The 16765-nt window shown below is 56.5% G+C and carries 8 protein-coding genes, 3 tRNA genes, 3 rRNA genes and 2 pseudogenes; 5 read left to right on the top strand and 11 right to left on the bottom strand.

Going from position 1 to position 16765, the window contains the following annotated elements:
- Nucleotides 1-42 precede the first annotated feature (42 nt).
- The 3 genes from flaF (at nt 43) to IMCC21224_RS27655 (ending at nt 1270) form a co-directional block, all read left to right on the top strand.
- Nucleotides 43-405 carry a flagellar biosynthesis regulator FlaF gene (gene flaF / locus IMCC21224_RS03545; protein ID WP_231582008.1) on the top strand — a complete coding sequence of 121 codons (363 nt, stop codon included), beginning with the start codon at nt 43-45 and terminating at the stop codon, nt 403-405.
- The gene (gene flbT, locus IMCC21224_RS03540; protein WP_047994173.1) at nt 402-806 is read left to right on the top strand and encodes a flagellar biosynthesis repressor FlbT; all 405 of its coding nucleotides are present in this window, start codon (nt 402-404) and stop codon (nt 804-806) included. The genes flaF and flbT overlap by 4 nt, the downstream gene beginning before the upstream one ends.
- A gap of 254 nt (nt 807-1060) precedes the next feature.
- On the top strand, nt 1061-1270 hold the full coding sequence (locus tag IMCC21224_RS27655) for an aldehyde dehydrogenase family protein (protein ID WP_369795988.1): 210 nt from the start codon (nt 1061-1063) through the stop codon (nt 1268-1270).
- A 114-nt stretch (nt 1271-1384) separates the two neighbouring features.
- Here IMCC21224_RS27655 and IMCC21224_RS03530 read toward each other — a convergent pair whose 3' ends face one another.
- A complete protein-coding gene (locus IMCC21224_RS03530; protein ID WP_047994171.1) occupies nt 1385-2407 on the bottom strand; it encodes a YeiH family protein in 1023 nt (340 codons plus the stop codon).
- 97 nt (nt 2408-2504) lie between these two features.
- Here IMCC21224_RS03530 and IMCC21224_RS03525 point away from each other — a divergent pair, with 97 nt between their 5' ends.
- Nucleotides 2505-3389 carry a LysR family transcriptional regulator gene (locus tag IMCC21224_RS03525; protein ID WP_047994170.1) on the top strand — a complete coding sequence of 295 codons (885 nt, stop codon included), beginning with the start codon at nt 2505-2507 and terminating at the stop codon, nt 3387-3389.
- 449 nt (nt 3390-3838) lie between these two features.
- Complete coding sequence (locus IMCC21224_RS26915; protein ID WP_082135116.1) at nt 3839-6757, top strand: calcium-binding protein; 2919 nt, start codon at nt 3839-3841, stop codon at nt 6755-6757.
- Nucleotides 6758-6870: 113 nt separating this feature from the next.
- Here IMCC21224_RS26915 and IMCC21224_RS03515 read toward each other — a convergent pair whose 3' ends face one another.
- The 10 genes and pseudogenes from IMCC21224_RS03515 to IMCC21224_RS03460 all read right to left on the bottom strand — a co-directional run bounded on the left by IMCC21224_RS03515 (nt 6871) and on the right by IMCC21224_RS03460 (nt 16210).
- Nucleotides 6871-7371 (bottom strand): MarR family winged helix-turn-helix transcriptional regulator, encoded by a 501-nt coding sequence (locus IMCC21224_RS03515; protein ID WP_047996844.1) that lies wholly within the window; start codon nt 7369-7371, stop codon nt 6871-6873.
- Between the two features lie 110 nt (nt 7372-7481).
- A pseudogene (locus IMCC21224_RS03510) lies at nt 7482-8069 on the bottom strand (IS3 family transposase); the annotation flags it as partial.
- 40 nt (nt 8070-8109) lie between these two features.
- A protein-coding gene (locus IMCC21224_RS03505; RefSeq protein ID WP_156178101.1) for an IS3 family transposase occupies nt 8110-9197 on the bottom strand; the annotation gives its coding sequence in 2 pieces (ribosomal slippage) (nt 8110-8936 and nt 8936-9197; 1089 coding nt in all).
- Between the two features lie 70 nt (nt 9198-9267).
- Nucleotides 9268-9770 (bottom strand): annotated as a pseudogene (locus IMCC21224_RS26910) (transposase); the annotation flags it as partial.
- Nucleotides 9771-10042: 272 nt separating this feature from the next.
- A tRNA-Met gene (locus IMCC21224_RS03485) sits at nt 10043-10119 on the bottom strand.
- An 89-nt stretch (nt 10120-10208) separates the two neighbouring features.
- Nucleotides 10209-10323: ribosomal RNA gene (gene rrf, locus IMCC21224_RS03480) — 5S ribosomal RNA — on the bottom strand.
- A gap of 131 nt (nt 10324-10454) precedes the next feature.
- A 23S ribosomal RNA gene (locus IMCC21224_RS03475) occupies nt 10455-13926 on the bottom strand.
- Between the two features lie 430 nt (nt 13927-14356).
- Nucleotides 14357-14433: transfer RNA gene (locus tag IMCC21224_RS03470), tRNA-Ile, on the bottom strand.
- A 47-nt stretch (nt 14434-14480) separates the two neighbouring features.
- Nucleotides 14481-14556, bottom strand: a tRNA-Ala gene (locus IMCC21224_RS03465).
- A gap of 188 nt (nt 14557-14744) precedes the next feature.
- A 16S ribosomal RNA gene (locus tag IMCC21224_RS03460) occupies nt 14745-16210 on the bottom strand.
- Together the 16S, 23S and 5S rRNA genes with 3 tRNA genes alongside form the textbook arrangement of a ribosomal RNA operon.
- Nucleotides 16211-16765 lie beyond the last annotated feature (555 nt).

The raw sequence follows: 16765 nt of genomic DNA, 5'->3' as shown, positions 1-16765 counted from the left end.
ATTTGGCCCTGCTTGGAAGGATGTGTCGTGAACGCGCATTCAATGGCGCAACGCGCCTACTCAGATACCGCCTCCTCCACCCGGACGGATCGCGGCACGGAATACGAAATCATCGCCCGCGTAACCTATCGAATCAAACAGGCGGCACAGCAGGGGAAGCGCGCCTTTCCGCAGCTTGTAGCAGCACTGCACGACAATCGCCGTCTGTGGACCGTCCTTGCTGCAGATGTCAGTGCTGAGGAAAATGGCCTGCCGCCGGAATTGCGGGCCAGGATCTTCTATCTGGCTGAGTTCATGCAGGAACATACCCGCAATGTGCTGGCCGGAAATGCCAAAGTCGGACCGATCCTCGAAATAAATACCGCCATTCTTAAGGGGCTGAGCGGCCGGAGGGCAAACAGATGAGTGGACTTGTCCTAAAACTCGCCCCTAAAGAGCGGGTACTGATCAATGGTGCCGTTATTGAAAATGGCGATCGTCGCAGCCGCCTATCGATCGTTTCACCAAATGCCAACATCTTGCGACTTCGCGATGCTATCCATCCCAAGGACGCGCGTACCCCTGTACGTCGGATCTGCTACGCAACACAGTTGGTTCTGACCGGTGACGCAGATCCATCTGAATCCCGTCAGAAACTGCTTCGGCAAATTGAAGAGCTAAGCCGCATCTTGACCGATAGTGACAGTCGCAACCTTCTGTCTGAAGCGACGGACGCCTTAATCAATGATCAGTTCTATCTGTGCCTCAAGTCATTGCGCGCGCTGATCCCGCGAGAAGATCGGCTGCTGGCAACGGATTCAGCGTAGCGCGCAAACCCGCCTATGACTTGAAGTGAGCCTGGTCTCGAACAACTATGTGCAGTCGAACTGCTTGTCAGACTTGGCATCTGATAGATCAGATTTAGGAAGAACCGATCTGGCTTTGATGTCTAGGTTTTGCGGATGTGTGAGCTACCCTCGCGAAATCCGGGCACTGGCCTAAGCTGCGATTTGCTGTCTACGGACCCTCTAGCGGGCGGAACGTATCGCGCGAGCGATCGCACTGGAACAGGGCAAACCGATTGTTGAGGCCGGCACCGAGGTGGTGCGAGGGGCGGAATTCATCGAATGGGGCGCAAACGAACGGCGTCGTCACCGGATTCGCCTCGTGGAATTTCCGGATCAACTCACCCGCGCGCAAGATCAGTACGGCGCTGGCGACAGGCTGCGCAATCATCCTCAAGGAGTCCGACGCCCCCCGCCAGCGCCATGCTGACCACAGTGGTATTTGAGGACGGGGGGCGGAAGGGTTGAAATCCTACAACATCCACAGAACCGTCACGCGCATGTTTGGTGAATGGCAGCGCGCGCCAGCCGATGAGTTCAAAATCCTCCGGGCCGGACGATCAACCCAGTCTGATCAGGATGGAAACCCCGATTGCCGCCGACACACTGATAAACACCCAGCCGAACGCGCCCAGTATCAGCGGGCGTACCCCTTCCCGGCGCAGATGGGAGATGTTGGTTTCCAACCCCATGGCCGCCAGAGCCATCGACAGCATGAACGTTGACAAGGCCAGCAGCAGATCGATAACCACCGGCGGCACTGGAACAAAAGTATTCAGGATCACAACGGCGAGAAACCCGATGACGAACCAGGGAACCGACTGACCGGTGGCCTCGCCTCTTCCTTTGTCGCGCAGCAGCCCGAGGCCAAGGATCATCGGCGCCAGCAGGATAACCCGACTCAGTTTGGCAATCGTCGCGGTTTCTCCTGCGGTGTCGCTTGCAGAAAATCCGGCGCCTACGGCCTGCGCCACCTCATGCAGCGACGACCCGACCCACAGACCAAATGTTGCATCGTCAAACCCCAGCGCGGACTGAAGCCCCGGGAAGATCAGCATTGACAGCGATCCGAAAATCGTGACGCAGGCAATCGCATAGGCCACGTCTTCGTCGCGCGCGCGGGTGACGGTGTTCATCCCCAGCACGGCAGACGCGCCACAGATCGACGTGCCTGCAGCGATCAACTCGCTCAACTCGGACCTGACGCCGAGCAAGCGGCCAATCCGGCGGATCAGCACAAAAGTCATGGCCACAAGAGCTATGATCATCGCCAGCGCCGACAGCCCCAATCCGCCCAAATCCCCCAATGTCAGGCGAAAGCCGAGCAACACAATCCCGGTCCGCAGGATCGGGCGCAGCGCGATCTTGGTGCCCGGAGACAACCGCGGCCCCGCGACACCCGTGTTGCGCATGGCGATCCCCGCAACCATGGCCAGCACCATCGGGCTCAGCAAGGCCGGCTGACCGCCCAGCCTCCAAATCATCGTGCCGCCAAGGGCCAGCGCGAAACTGACAGCCAGGCCGGGCAGCAGAACCGCCAGACGGTCCAGCCACACCGATTGCGTTAAGGTTTCCGTTGTCATGACACCATCCTTTTGTTGTGAACGGTATCGCGCGATCACAACAACAACTCCAATTGATTAGATTGCTATATTCGTTCGGTTGTGCTTATGATTCAGCATGACACTGGAACAACTCCGCATTTTCCTCTCGGTGGCCGAGCTTTGCCACGTGACCCGCGCGGCAGAGCGACTGAACCTGACACAATCGGCGGTTTCCGCAGCCATCGCCACGCTCGAGCGGCAGTATGATGTAAAGTTGTTCGACCGGATCGGGCGCGGTATCGTTCTGACCGAAGCTGGTCAGCTTCTGATCGACGCGGGCCAAAAGGTCATGGACGAGGCCAGTTCCGCGCGGGCCCTGATGTTGAACCTGTCACAAGAGCCACGGGGCGCGCTGCGGATCTGGGCCAGCCAAACCATCGTCAGCTATTGGCTGACACCCAGGATGATGACGATGCACCGGGCCTGGCCCCTCGTGGACATGAGCCTGCACCCCGGCAACACGCAGGAGGTCGCCCAGGCGGTGGTTGATGGCACTGCCGATGTCGGGTTTATCGAAGGCGGCATGCCATCAAGCGATTTAAGAATCCGCAAAGTCGGTCACGACGAACTTGTGCTGGTCCTGCCCCGCAACCATCCGCTGGCGAGGAAGCCCCGGCTGGATGCAGATGATTACCGATCGCTGCAATGGTTGCTTCGCGAACCCGGGTCAGGGACACGCATGGTGATGGAGCAGCACCTGAAAAGCATGGGTCTTTCGGTCGGTGATCTGCGGGTATTGCTGCAGCTTCCCACAAACGAGGCAATTCTGGGCGGGATCCGGTCTGGCAACTGCATCGCGATGCTATCGTGGCGATCCATGCGCCTGGCACATAAACGCGCCTTTGCCGTGCGCCGGGTCACGTGGGCGGACAAACCGCGCCGCAACTTCAGTGTCCTGACCGATCCACGCCGGTTTCGAACCCGCGCGATGACGGCATTCCTTGACACTTTCGCGATCTGATCTGCTCTTCGCGTCTGAGGAAAAACCGCGCGCGTGGCGGAACGCCGCAGGGTGTCCGAAACACCCGGTCCCATGCTGAGACGCGACGGGCACATCCCTTCAATCGACGGAATACTATCCCACGTATCGGCTATTGCAGCGGCCTGTTGATCACAGCTTTAACGGGCCGTGTCTCAATCGGATCAAGCTGAATGAATTCGCCCACCTCCAAAGCTGTCACAGGTGATTTGAACATAGGCAACCTGCCCGGTATTTACTCAGATATTGACACGCGAGCCGCGCTCTAGGATATATTTTTCCACGGTAGATTTAAACGATCCGCCAATCTTTCAGGCCGACCGGCCCGACTGGATCGCACAGGTCGCATCCATCGGGCGACACGCATGCAGGATATTTGATCGCGCCATTCGAGATGACTGACAACAATTGAAAATCTAAGGTATATATAAATGACACAACCTCTTGCGCCCGTCGGTGCCGGTTCCAATAACGGCGAAGTTGTTACGCTTCAGGACGGCGGATTTATGGTGGTCTGGACGCAGCTTGTTACGTCGCTGTTCCCGATCCCGAATGTCACGGACGAACAGTTCACCGCCGTTCTGGGACGGACGTTTAATGCTGACGGCAGCGCACGCGGCGATGTCTTTCAGGTAAATGAATCTCTGGCCGCCTCTGGACAGGGTCAGCCGGATATCACGGTTCTGACTGGCGGCAATCTGGCCGTGGTCTGGACCGATGGCCCCGCGATCGCGGATGGCGCGGTCGAGGCGTATGGCCGTGTGATCACCCCGGCCGGCGTGCCCGTTTCGGGCGAAATCCAGCTTGCCTCGACCACCGAGAACGATCAGCGCATTCCGCAGGTCGCCCCCACATCTGACGGTGGGTTTGTCGCCACGTGGTCGGATGGGCGCATCTCAAACACGTCGGAAATCTGGTACGGTCAGCGGTTTGACGCCTCAGGCGCGCCCATCGGCGAAGAGTTTTATCTGCGCAGTGACAGCACCTCTGAGGATAGTGAATTGGTACCGCTGGGGAATGATATTTTCCACCTCTCTGCGGTCGGCCAACAGACCTTTAACCTCGATACCTATGAGCGCTCAGCCGGGGTGTTTGATCCGACAATGAGCGGCTATGGCGGGTTTACCGGCAACAGCCGCACCGGCGGGTTCAACGATGATGCTTTTGGCCTGGGCGACGGCAGGGTCGCGTTTGTTGGAATCGGAAGCGGCGGCATCCAGGTACATTTGCTTGAGGCCAGCACGCAGGCGTCATTCAATACCGACCCATTTCCGGACGGCACGCCGCGCCCCGCCACACGCACCGATCTGGTCCAGTCCGCGGATGCGATTGAGTATACCGCGACGCTGAGCGCCGATGTCGGCGATCTGGGGTTCTTTGGGCCTGATCCGGCCGCCGCGATCACCATCTTGCCCGATGGCGCCTTTGCGGTGGTCTGGACGCAGGTCTCGGGCGGAACCGAGGCGGCACCGGAATTCAGCCTGTTCGCGCAGCTGATTGATCCGACACTTGTTCCGGTGTCAGAGGTACAGACCATCGCCACCGGCGTTCAGGGCACCAGTATTGCGCCGCCCTTTATCAGCGCAGGCGCGAATGGCCAGTTGTTCATCGGCTGGACCGACACGACCGACCGCAATGGGCCGGGCACCAACGAAATATTCGGCACAGTTGTCACGATTGACCGGCTGCCGAGTGATGTGGTGACGGATGGGCCTGACAGCATTTTTGGCACGCCCGGGAATGATACGTTTCTGGCCACAGACGGGACGGACACGATTTATGGGTTCGCGGGCGACGATATCTTTTATCAGAACGGCGCCGATATCCAGAGCGAAGCCAGCTGGTTCGGCGGGGCGGGTGACGACCGTTTTGTCCGCGAAGAAGAGTTTGGTCAGCTGCGCGGCAGTGGTGGTTCGGGGTATGACACCACCGATTATTCGACCATGACGACCCCGCTGGTGTCAGGCGACGACAACAATGTCCGGGGCATGGACGCGGTGATCGGGACGCTGGGTGACGATGCCATCTCGGGCAGTCGCGATGTGCATGCCGAAGAAGGCAACGATACGATCTCGTTTTACAACACCAACGTGCTCGATAGTGTCGACGGCGGTCTGGGCACCGATGTTGTGGATATCGTTCTGCCTGCCGAAAATTTCGTGCTTACACTGATGGGCGACCACTATCTGCTTCAGCAATACATTGAAAACTACCAGACGAAAGAACTCGAACTGCTGCCCGAGTATCAGGTTGAGCTGCGATCAATCGAGGAAATCCGGTTTTCCGACCAGACCGTGATGCTCGACCCGACGCCAACGCGGGCCTCGGGTGGTGCTGGCAGCGCGGGTGGGCTGCCGGTTGCCCCTTCGGAGCCGACAGAACCAACAGAGCCGCCAGTGACCGATACCGGCACCACTGGCGATGACAGCACCTTGGGCGGCACCGGTAATGACACGCTTTCGGGCGGGCCGGGCAACGATACGCTTGCAGGTGATATTGGCGATGACAGCCTTGTCGGCGGCAGTGGCGACGACGTTCTGTCAGGTGGCGACGGCGATGACGCCATCAACGGCGGTGCTGGCAATGACCGGATCTCTGGCTCGGACGGGAACGACACAGAAGACGGCGGTGACGGCGACGACAACATGGGCGGTGGCACCGGCAACGACACGATGACCGGCGGCGGCGGCAACGACACCATGGGCGGCGGTCAGGGCGACGACGTGATGGACGGCGGTGATGGCAACGACGTCGTCAACGGCGGCCCCGGCAATGATTTCACCAGCGGTGGTGCAGGCAATGACACCATGGGCGCCTCGTTCGGCGATGACACCGTAGACGGCGGCGAAGGTGACGACAGTCTCGGTGGCGGCACCGGACGTGACAGCCTGACCGGCAGCGTCGGCAATGACAGCATTGGCGGTGGCGAAGGCGACGACACGGTTGACGGCGGCGATGGCGATGACTTCCTTGCCGGGGGTGGCCGCGATGATCTGATCTTTGGCGGCGCGGGTGACGACCGGCTGAACGGGGGCGCGGGCAATGACACGATGGACGGTGGCGCGGGCGAAGATCTGTTTATCTTCAACGAGCTGGTAGACGGTGAAAGCGACCTGATCCTGAACTTCGAGGACGGCCTGGACATCCTCCGCCTTGCGGGCGTGACGGGCCGGGGGCTTCAGGGCAAGGTCGATGCGCTGAACATCACCGACGCCGTCATCGACATTGACGGCGCCGCTGGCACCGCCACCGCGTCGGGCGTCACTCTGAACTTCAACAGTCACACGATAAGCATCACCGGCGTCGACGCAGCAAACCTCGGGGTGGACGACTTCCTGTTCTTGGGCTGACATCGCCAAAAGCTGCAAATAAGACAAAGGCCGGATCGGGGGCACCGGGTCCGGCCTTTGTCGTTTTTCGCACTTGAAGACAGCTGATACAGACCGAATGCTGGCCGTAATTTCTAGTCCTTCTGCTTGCCAACATGAAGGTCGCCAGTCGTCAGCACGGGTGAGGCGTCGATATGTTTGGCGTCCAGCATATCAGCCACGCGTTCCAGCGACGAAACCAGTTGAGCCTGCTCCCAATTTGCCAGCCGCGCAAAAGCACGCACATAGCGTTGCTGCAGCGCATCGGGCGCATCTTTCAACCGGCTGCGGCCCTGCTCCGTCACCACCACATTGGTCTGACGCCGGTCGAGCTCGGACGGGACCCGCTCGACCAGACCCTGCGCGACCAGCTTGTCGACCAGCGCGGTGACTGTAGCCTGTGTCACCCCCATTTGAGTGGCAAGCCCCTTGGGTGTGGCGCTGGTTTTTTCGTCGACGATCTGCAGCACCCTGATCTGCGCCGGCGTGACCCCCGCGGCCTGAGCGAGATCACGGGCAAACAGCTCGGTCGCGCGCAAAATACGCCGCAACGCGATCAGGCTGTCATCGATTCTGTCATTGGGCGCGGATGTCATGACGCGCACCATCGCATGAAGCGCGGCGACGCCGCAATCAGAAGAACTTGGTGTATTAGTTCGGCTTGAACGGTAATCCCCCCATTTTTAATGGGGTGCAGCCGTAGAACTTACGCGGCCATTTTCAGTTTCTGTGCGGGTGTGATGCCGCCGATGCCCATGTTCGGGCGGTCGTTGTTGTAAGTCCAGAGCCATTGCGTGGCGAAGTCTTGGGCCTCCTCGATGTTTTCGATGATGTGTTGGTCCAGCCATTCATTCCTGACGGTGCGGTTGTAACGTTCGATGTAGGCGTTCTGCTGGGGCTGTCCTGGTTGGATGTGCTGGAGGGTAACACCTTGTTTCTCAGCCCATTCCAGCAGCTTGATGCTGATGTATTCAGGGCCATTATCGACCCGGATCGTGCCGGGCTTGCCACGCCATTCGATGATGCGATCGAGGCTCCGGATCACGCGTTCAGCAGGCAATGAAAAGTCGACCTCAATGCCAAGCCCTTCGCGGTTGAAGTCGTCCAGCACGTTCAGCAGTCGAAACTGACGACCGTCGCTCAGCCTGTCGGCCATAAAGTCCATCGACCAGGTCATGTTGGGGGCCTCGGGTACCGCCAGCGCGTCGGGTTTATCCCGCTTTAGCCGTTTGCGGGGCTTAATCCGCAGGTTCAGTTCCAGCGCGCAATAGATGCGATAGACCCGCTTATGGTTCGGTAATCCCCCCATTTTTAATGGGGTGCAGCCGTAGAACTTACGCGGCCATTTTCAGTTTCTGTGCGGGTGTGATGCCGCCGATGCCCATGTTCGGGCGGTCGTTGTTGTAAGTCCAGAGCCATTGCGTGGCGAAGTCTTGGGCCTCCTCGATGTTTTCGATGATGTGTTGGTCCAGCCATTCATTCCTGACGGTGCGGTTGTAACGTTCGATGTAGGCGTTCTGCTGGGGCTGTCCTGGTTGGATGTGCTGGAGGGTAACACCTTGTTTCTCAGCCCATTCCAGCAGCTTGATGCTGATGTATTCAGGGCCATTATCGACCCGGATCGTGCCGGGCTTGCCACGCCATTCGATGATGCGATCGAGGCTCCGGATCACGCGTTCAGCAGGCAATGAAAAGTCGACCTCAATGCCAAGCCCTTCGCGGTTGAAGTCGTCCAGCACGTTCAGCAGTCGAAACTGACGACCGTCGCTCAGCCTGTCGGCCATAAAGTCCATCGACCAGGTCATGTTGGGGGCCTCGGGTACCGCCAGCGCGTCGGGTTTATCCCGCTTTAGCCGTTTGCGGGGCTTAATCCGCAGGTTCAGTTCCAGCGCGCAATAGATGCGATAGACCCGCTTATGGTTCCACGGATGACCTTTGACGTTGCGCAGGTGCAGATAGCAAAGTCCGAAGCCCCAAGTCTTCCTCGTATCCGTCAGCCCGACAAGCAAATCGGCAATCTGTTCGTTCTCATCGCTCAGAAGCGGGCTGTAGCGATAGCAGGTCTCGCTAACCCCAAAGGTGCGGCACGCCACGGCGACACTGACCCCGCGTCGCTCTACCGCCGTTGCGGCCATCTCTCGTCGCTGAGATGGCCCAGTCACTTTTTTCCAAGGGCTTCCTTCAGCAACTCGTTCTGCATGCTCAACTCTGCGAACATCTTCTTCAGGCGTCGGTTCTCGTCTTCAAGCGCCTTGGTCTGCGCGATCATTGAAGCATCCATCCCGCCATACTTCGCCCGCCATTTGTAAAAGGACGCTGTGCTCATACCATGTTCGCGGCAAAGCTCGGCCACAGGAACACCGCCTTCGGCCTGGCGCAGGATCGCAAGGATCTGCGGCTCACTGTATCTCGTCATCTTCATCTGAATCTCCTCATGCATCTTGCCGAGAAAATTCTACTTCCGCAGCCCCTTACTTTCGGGGGGGATTACCGTTCCACGGATGACCTTTGACGTTGCGCAGGTGCAGATAGCAAAGTCCGAAGCCCCAAGTCTTCCTCGTATCCGTCAGCCCGACAAGCAAATCGGCAATCTGTTCGTTCTCATCGCTCAGAAGCGGGCTGTAGCGATAGCAGGTCTCGCTAACCCCAAAGGTGCGGCACGCCACGGCGACACTGACCCCGCGTCGCTCTACCGCCGTTGCGGCCATCTCTCGTCGCTGAGATGGCCCAGTCACTTTTTTCCAAGGGCTTCCTTCAGCAACTCGTTCTGCATGCTCAACTCTGCGAACATCTTCTTCAGGCGTCGGTTCTCGTCTTCAAGCGCCTTGGTCTGCGCGATCATTGAAGCATCCATCCCGCCATACTTCGCCCGCCATTTGTAAAAGGACGCTGTGCTCATACCATGTTCGCGGCAAAGCTCGGCCACCGGAACACCGCCTTCGGCCTGGCGCAGGATCGCAAGGATCTGCGGCTCACTGTATCTCGTCATCTTCATCTGAATCTCCTCATGCATCTTGCCGAGAAAATTCTACTTCCGCAGCCCCTTACTTTCGGGGGGGATTACCGGACAGCTGCGATACAAAGCTGAATTGCTCATGGGTGGCGGCATCCGACACAGCGGCGGCTTTGAGTCGGATTCTTTGATCGTCACTGCGCATACATTCGCAGCCTTGCGCGCCCTCTTGCTTCCGCAGTGCTTCCGAAATGTTTGAACGCAAAAAGCCGCCCGGTAGGGCGGCTTCTAAGCGACTGTTAAGTCAAAGTTTTTGGTTGCGGGAGTAGGATTTGAACCTACGACCTTCAGGTTATGAGCCTGACGAGCTACCGGGCTGCTCCATCCCGCGACAGTTTTATGGCGCTCCGATTTTGGATATGCCAAGGCGATATCGCTGAACATCGTTGAGAGATACACATTTGTTCAGGGACTTATTAGGTCTGGCGGTGACCTACTCTCCCACGTCTTAAGACGCAGTACCATCGGCGCTACGGCACTTAACGGCCGGGTTCGGAATGGATCCGGGTGTTTTGCTCGCGCTATGACCACCAAACCAAATAAATCCCTGAACATCGGATGCTTGCGCACTCGACAGGGTTGTTTTCCTCAATCAACGTTGTCCAAGTCGTTCCACTTGGTGTGTATGCTTTTGTTCCAGCGAGCCAAACCTGGCTATTACTGGATCAAATCAAGCCTATCGGGCCATTAGTACCGGTCAACTGAACGCGTTACCGCGCTTACATCTCCGGCCTATCGACGTGGTGGTCTACCACGGCCCTCAGGGATACCTTGTTTTGAGGGGGGCTTCCCGCTTAGATGCCTTCAGCGGTTATCCTGTCCGAACTTAGCTACCCAGCACTGCCGTTGGCACGACAACTGGTCCACCAGTGGTTCGTTCACCCCGGTCCTCTCGTACTAGGGGCAACTCCTCTCAAGTATCCTACACCCACGGCAGATAGGGACCGAACTGTCTCACGACGTTCTAAACCCAGCTCACGTACCTCTTTAAACGGCGAACAGCCGTACCCTTGGGACCTGCTCCAGCCCCAGGATGAGATGAGCCGACATCGAGGTGCCAAACACTGCCGTCGATATGGACTCTTGGGCAGTATCAGCCTGTTATCCCCGGCGTACCTTTTATCCGTTGAGCGATGGCCCTCCCACTTGGGACCACCGGATCACTATGGCCGACTTTCGTCTCTGCTCGACTTGTCAGTCTTGCAGTCAGGCTGGCTTCTGCCATTGCACTCAACGAGCGATTTCCGACCGCTCTGAGCCAACCTTCGCGCGCCTCCGTTACGCTTTAGGAGGCGACCGCCCCAGTCAAACTACCCACCACACAGGGTCCCGGATCCGGATAACGGACCGCGGTTAGACATCAAGCAGAACAAGGGTGGTATCTCAAGGGAAGCTCCACGCAAACTGGCGTTCACGCTTCAAAGCCTACCACCTATCCTGCACATGTTCGGCCTAATGCCAGTGTGAAGTTGTAGTAAAGGTGCACGGGGTCTTTCCGTCTAACCGCGGGAAGCCTGCATCTTGACAGGCAATTCAATTTCGCTGAGTCTATGTTGGAGACAGCGGGGAAGTCGTTACGCCATTCGTGCAGGTCGGAACTTACCCGACAAGGAATTTCGCTACCTTAGGACCGTTATAGTTACGGCCGCCGTTTACCTGGGCTTCAATTCAGAGCTCTCACCCCTCCTTTTAACCTTCAGGCACCGGGCAGGCGTCAGACCCTATACGTCGTCTTACGACTTCGCAGAGCCCTGTGTTTTTAGTAAACAGTCGCCACCCCCTGGTTTGTGCCCCCAGCCTCTAGTTGCCTAGAAACCGGGCCTCCTTCTCGCGAACTTACGGAGGTATTTTGCCGAGTTCCTTCAACATAGTTCTCTCAAGCGCCTTGGTATTCTCTACCAGTCCACCTGTGTCGGTTTAGGGTACGATCTAGCGATGGAGCTATTTCCAGGAACCTCTCAACGGCCCCTCCAATCCGATAAGGAGGAACAATCTTCGAGATCCGTCACTTCCATCTGGCCCAGGAATATTAACCTGGTTCCCATCGACTACGCCTTTCGGCCTCGCCTTAGGGGTCGGCTTACCCTGCTCAGATTAGCTTTAAGCAGGAACCCTTGGACTTTCGGCGAGAGTGTCTCTCACACTCTTTGTCGCTACTCATGTCATCATTCTCACTAGTGATCTCTCCACCGGATCGCTCACGCGCCAGCTTCACAGAAAGCTCCGCGTCTCCAATACCTCCCGAAAGAGGCAAAAGAGACATGGAACTATGTCACACTACGCTCTGCTACCATGCCTTACGGCATCCTAAGCTTCGGCTCATGGCTTGAGCCCCGTTACATCTTCGCCGCAGGACAACTTATTTAGACCAGTGAGCTGTTACGCTATCTTTAAAGGATGGCTGCTTCTAAGCCAACCTCCTGGTTGTTTTGGTCGTCCCACCTGCTTTCCCACTTAGCCATGAATTAGGGGCCTTAGCTGTAGGTCAGGGTTGTTTCCCTCTTCACAACGGACGTTAGCATCCGCTGTGTGTCTGCCATCTAGTACTCCCGGGTATTCGGAGTTTGGTTAGGATCAGTAAGCCTGTGGGGCCCCATTACCCATCCAGTGCTCTACCCCCCGGGGTATTCGGATGACGCTCTACCTAAATAGATTTCGCAGAGAACCAGCTATCTCCGAGTTTGATTGGCCTTTCACCCCTAGGCACAACTCATCCCGACCTTTTTCAACAGGTGTGGGTTCGGACCTCCAGTAAGTGTTACCTTACCTTCATCCTGGTCATGCCTAGATCACTCGGTTTCGGGTCTGATCCATCTAACTCAACGCCCTATTAAGACTCGCTTTCGCTGCGCCTACACCTAACGGCTTAAGCTTGCTAGATAGACCAAGTCGATGACCCATTATACAAAAGGTACGCCGTCACAAGACTGGACACTAATAATAATCTTCTACTTAAGCGGGACACTCACCCGGAATTGAACGGTCTCAATTCCCGGATTGATGTCATAGATCCCTGCGTTGGACCGGTGATCGTAACTGACGCTATAGCGCCAGCCTTCCCGGCCTTCGTAACCCAACTCAATTCCCGATCTAAATTCGACCGGTCCGCCAAGGTCAAATCCGCCATTATCGGCGTAAAGACCCGGCATTGCATGCAGTTCCGCATAGAGCGGGCTGCGTCCGAATTGGTAGGTATAGGTTGAGCCAAAGCCCACCCAGGTTTCGCCATGCTCACCCACCGAAAGTCCAACCGCATTTCCAAATGGCCCACGTTTGCGGCCCAGATCGTAACGCAGATAGACTTCAGAGGCGCTTTTGGCGCGCCGCTCCAGAACCTGGCCTGCGGAGATTGCCAGCCTTGGGGTCGTTTCCGACTTGCCAAGGCATCCTGCCTCCGTGCCGCAATGATTCATGCCCATATCCGTCAGTCCGGCTATCAGCATAAGCACTGCAAAAGTTCCGTCAGCCATGTTTCTCGTCCTATCGCTTCGCTGCCGGAGAACAGTACTTCTGCTCTCTTCCAGCCGTTTCTACAGGACAATCTCATGGCCCAGATTGTTATTAGAGTCCAGTCAAGCTCCGACTGATTGTAGGCGTTCGGTTTCAGGTACTGTTTCACTCCCCTCGTCGGGGTGCTTTTCACCTTTCCCTCACGGTACTGGTTCGCTATCGGTCAGTAAGGAGTACTTAGCCTTCGGAGGTGGTCCTCCGATCTTCGAACAGGATTTCACGTGTCCCGCCCTACTTAATACGTTCCATTGAGCTTCCCATACGGGGCTGTCACCCGCTATGGCCGACCTTTCCAGGTCGTTCTGGTCACTCTCAGGACTCGGCTGGTCCCCGTTCGCTCGCCGCTACTAGGGGAGTCTCTATTGATGTCCTTTCCTCCGGGTACTTAGATGTTTCAGTTCCCCGGGTTTGCTCTTAAAACCCTATGTATTCAGGTAATAAGTACCTGTTTCAGCCCATTATAAGCAGCCCGAAGGCTATTATAACAAACTGTCAGGTGGGTTGCCCCATTCGGAAATCCATGGATCAAAGCTTATTCTCAGCTCCCCATGGCTTATCGCAGAGTATCACGTCCTTCATCGCCTCTTACTGCCAAGGCATCCACCAAACGCCCTTTTCGCGCTTGATTTGATCCAGTAAAAGCTAGGCTCTTTTACACCGCTATTGCGTTGCTACTTGAGCGCTCTTACTGCGGTCACAGAGCCTTTTGACTTCCCTGTGACACTAATCAAAAGCATACTTTTCCCGCTCAGACCCTTTGGTCTGAACTTTTGCGATGGTTAAATCGCAGTGGCCCAACATCCGTGCGAATGTTGAACCGGGTTAGTGTACTTGACTTGGACAACTCTGTTCGTTTCAGCGAGGCAGACAGGGGTTCGGTCGAGGAAACAACCTAAAGTCCTGCTCGCATCAGCCTTGCGGCCTTTGCTCCCCACTGAGATCATTCCCATACTCGGGTGATCAAACAGTGTTGATTTTGTATCTCTCTATACGATGTCAATTCGTCCGATTGGACGGTTAAACACTTAACAGTGCTTAACGATCTAATCGAAGAAGAATGGTGGGTCGAGGAGGACTTGAACCTCCGACCTCACGCTTATCAGGCGTGCGCTCTAACCACCTGAGCTACCGACCCATTCTTAAGGGCCATCAGCGCATCAGTTGGAAGGGTCGCCAAATTCGTGGTGGAGCCTAGGAGGATCGAACTCCTGACCTCCTGAATGCAAATCAGGCGCTCTCCCAGCTGAGCTAAGGCCCCTTGCCCGGAATTCCGCGGATATCCACCCTATTGCCTTACGGCTACCTAGGGCAGGATCCATGCGGAACCTAGCGTTTCTGAAGAGATATGAGGACGGCCTGGCCCGTATGATGTTTGGTTTCCAAAGGTAGAAACCATGCTAAGTGATCCACGTTGATAGCAAGCTATCAATCTAGGATCATCCTTAGAAAGGAGGTGATCCAGCCGCAGGTTCCCCTACGGCTACCTTGTTACGACTTCACCCCAGTCGCTGAGCTTACCGTGGCCAGCTGCCCCCTGCGAACAGGTTGGCGCACCGTCTTCGGGTAAACCCAACTCCCATGGTGTGACGGGCGGTGTGTACAAGGCCCGGGAACGTATTCACCGCGTCATGCTGTTACGCGATTACTAGCGATTCCGACTTCATGGGGTCGAGTTGCAGACCCCAATCCGAACTGAGACAGCTTTTGGGGATTAACCCATTGTCACTGCCATTGTAGCACGTGTGTAGCCCAACCCGTAAGGGCCATGAGGACTTGACGTCATCCACACCTTCCTCCCGCTTATCACGGGCAGTTTCTCTAGAGTGCCCAGCCGAACTGCTGGCAACTAAAGATGTGGGTTGCGCTCGTTGCCGGACTTAACCGAACATCTCACGACACGAGCTGACGACAGCCATGCAGCACCTGTCACTAGGTCTCTTACGAGAAAGCCAAATCTCTCTGGCGGTCCTAGGATGTCAAGGGTTGGTAAGGTTCTGCGCGTTGCTTCGAATTAAACCACATGCTCCACCGCTTGTGCGGGCCCCCGTCAATTCCTTTGAGTTTTAATCTTGCGACCGTACTCCCCAGGCGGAATGCTTAATCCGTTAGGTGTGACACCAACAAGCATGCTTGCTGACGTCTGGCATTCATCGTTTACGGTGTGGACTACCAGGGTATCTAATCCTGTTTGCTCCCCACACTTTCGCACCTCAGCGTCAGTATCGAGCCAGTGAGCCGCCTTCGCCACTGGTGTTCCTCCGAATATCTACGAATTTCACCTCTACACTCGGAATTCCACTCACCTCTCTCGAACTCTAGACTAGTAGTTTATGAGGCAGTTCCGAGGTTGAGCCCCGGGATTTCACCCCATACTTTCTAATCCGCCTACGCGCGCTTTACGCCCAGTAATTCCGAACAACGCTAACCCCCTCCGTATTACCGCGGCTGCTGGCACGGAGTTAGCCGGGGTTTCTTTACCAGATACTGTCATTATCATCTCTGGCGAAAGTGCTTTACGACCCTAAGGCCTTCATCACACACGCGGCATGGCTAGATCAGGCTTGCGCCCATTGTCTAAGATTCCCCACTGCTGCCTCCCGTAGGAGTCTGGGCCGTGTCTCAGTCCCAGTGTTGCTGATCATCCTCTAAAACCAGCTATAGATCGTAGACTTGGTAGGCCATTACCCCACCAACTATCTAATCTAACGCGGGCCGATCCTTTCCCGATAAATCTTTCCCCCGAAGGGCTTATACGGTATTACTCTCAGTTTCCCGAGGCTATTCCGTAGAAAAGGGTACGTTCCCACGCGTTACTAACCCGTCCGCCACTACACCCGAAGGTGCCGTTCGACTTGCATGTGTTAGGCCTGCCGCCAGCGTTCGTTCTGAGCCAGGATCAAACTCTCAAGTTGAAAAGCATTACTGCTTATCCTTGACGTTCGAACCTCTGCACATCGTTCTTTGTCTCACCGCTTCACTAATCGATAACAGTCACCCGCCATCTCATAATAAAACGTTAAAACCAAAGAACAGTCTTCTGTCTGATGTACATCAGTTTCCATTGGAAACCGAAGTCCGTCAAACAGTGAAGCTGACACTAGATCATCGGGTTGCCCCTACTAGCGCGATATGCAGCGTCTGTTCATCGATTGAACCAAACCGCCCACATATCTCTTCAGATATTAGCAATGTCAAAGAGCACGAGACAAAAACAAACCAAGATGCGCCCTAACTTTCGGCGCGCCCCGCCTGCAATACCTCTAATTTCCGTCGCCGCCTTCCGATCCGAACCAACCTCGGTGACCTGCGCCACCCCGTCCCGTCCGCCCCGTCCGGCGTCCCGTTAGCACCTCAGCGCCGCCGGTGAGGGGGCTTTTAGGTCTAGTAGCTGGGACCCGCAAGCACTTTTTTGAAGAAATTCACAAAACTGTCGTTTTCCTCAGGAAACACGTGAAAAATAGTGAATT

Origin of the sequence: Puniceibacterium sp. IMCC21224 (assembly GCF_001038505.1) — a bacterium.
Taxonomy (GTDB): Bacteria; Pseudomonadota; Alphaproteobacteria; order Rhodobacterales; family Rhodobacteraceae; genus Puniceibacterium.
This window is presented reverse-complemented; position numbering and strand designations above follow the sequence as displayed.

Excerpts from the sequence above, each read along its gene's own strand:
- flaF (WP_231582008.1), top strand. The coding sequence starts at position 43 with ATGGCGCAACGCGCCTACTCAGATACCGCCTCCTCCACCCGGACGGAT.
- flbT (WP_047994173.1), top strand. The coding sequence starts at position 402 with ATGAGTGGACTTGTCCTAAAACTCGCCCCTAAAGAGCGGGTACTGATC.
- IMCC21224_RS03530 (WP_047994171.1), bottom strand. The coding sequence starts at position 2,407 with ATGACAACGGAAACCTTAACGCAATCGGTGTGGCTGGACCGTCTGGCG.
- IMCC21224_RS03525 (WP_047994170.1), top strand. The coding sequence starts at position 2,505 with ATGACACTGGAACAACTCCGCATTTTCCTCTCGGTGGCCGAGCTTTGC.
- IMCC21224_RS26915 (WP_082135116.1), top strand. The coding sequence starts at position 3,839 with ATGACACAACCTCTTGCGCCCGTCGGTGCCGGTTCCAATAACGGCGAA.
- IMCC21224_RS03515 (WP_047996844.1), bottom strand. The coding sequence starts at position 7,371 with ATGACATCCGCGCCCAATGACAGAATCGATGACAGCCTGATCGCGTTG.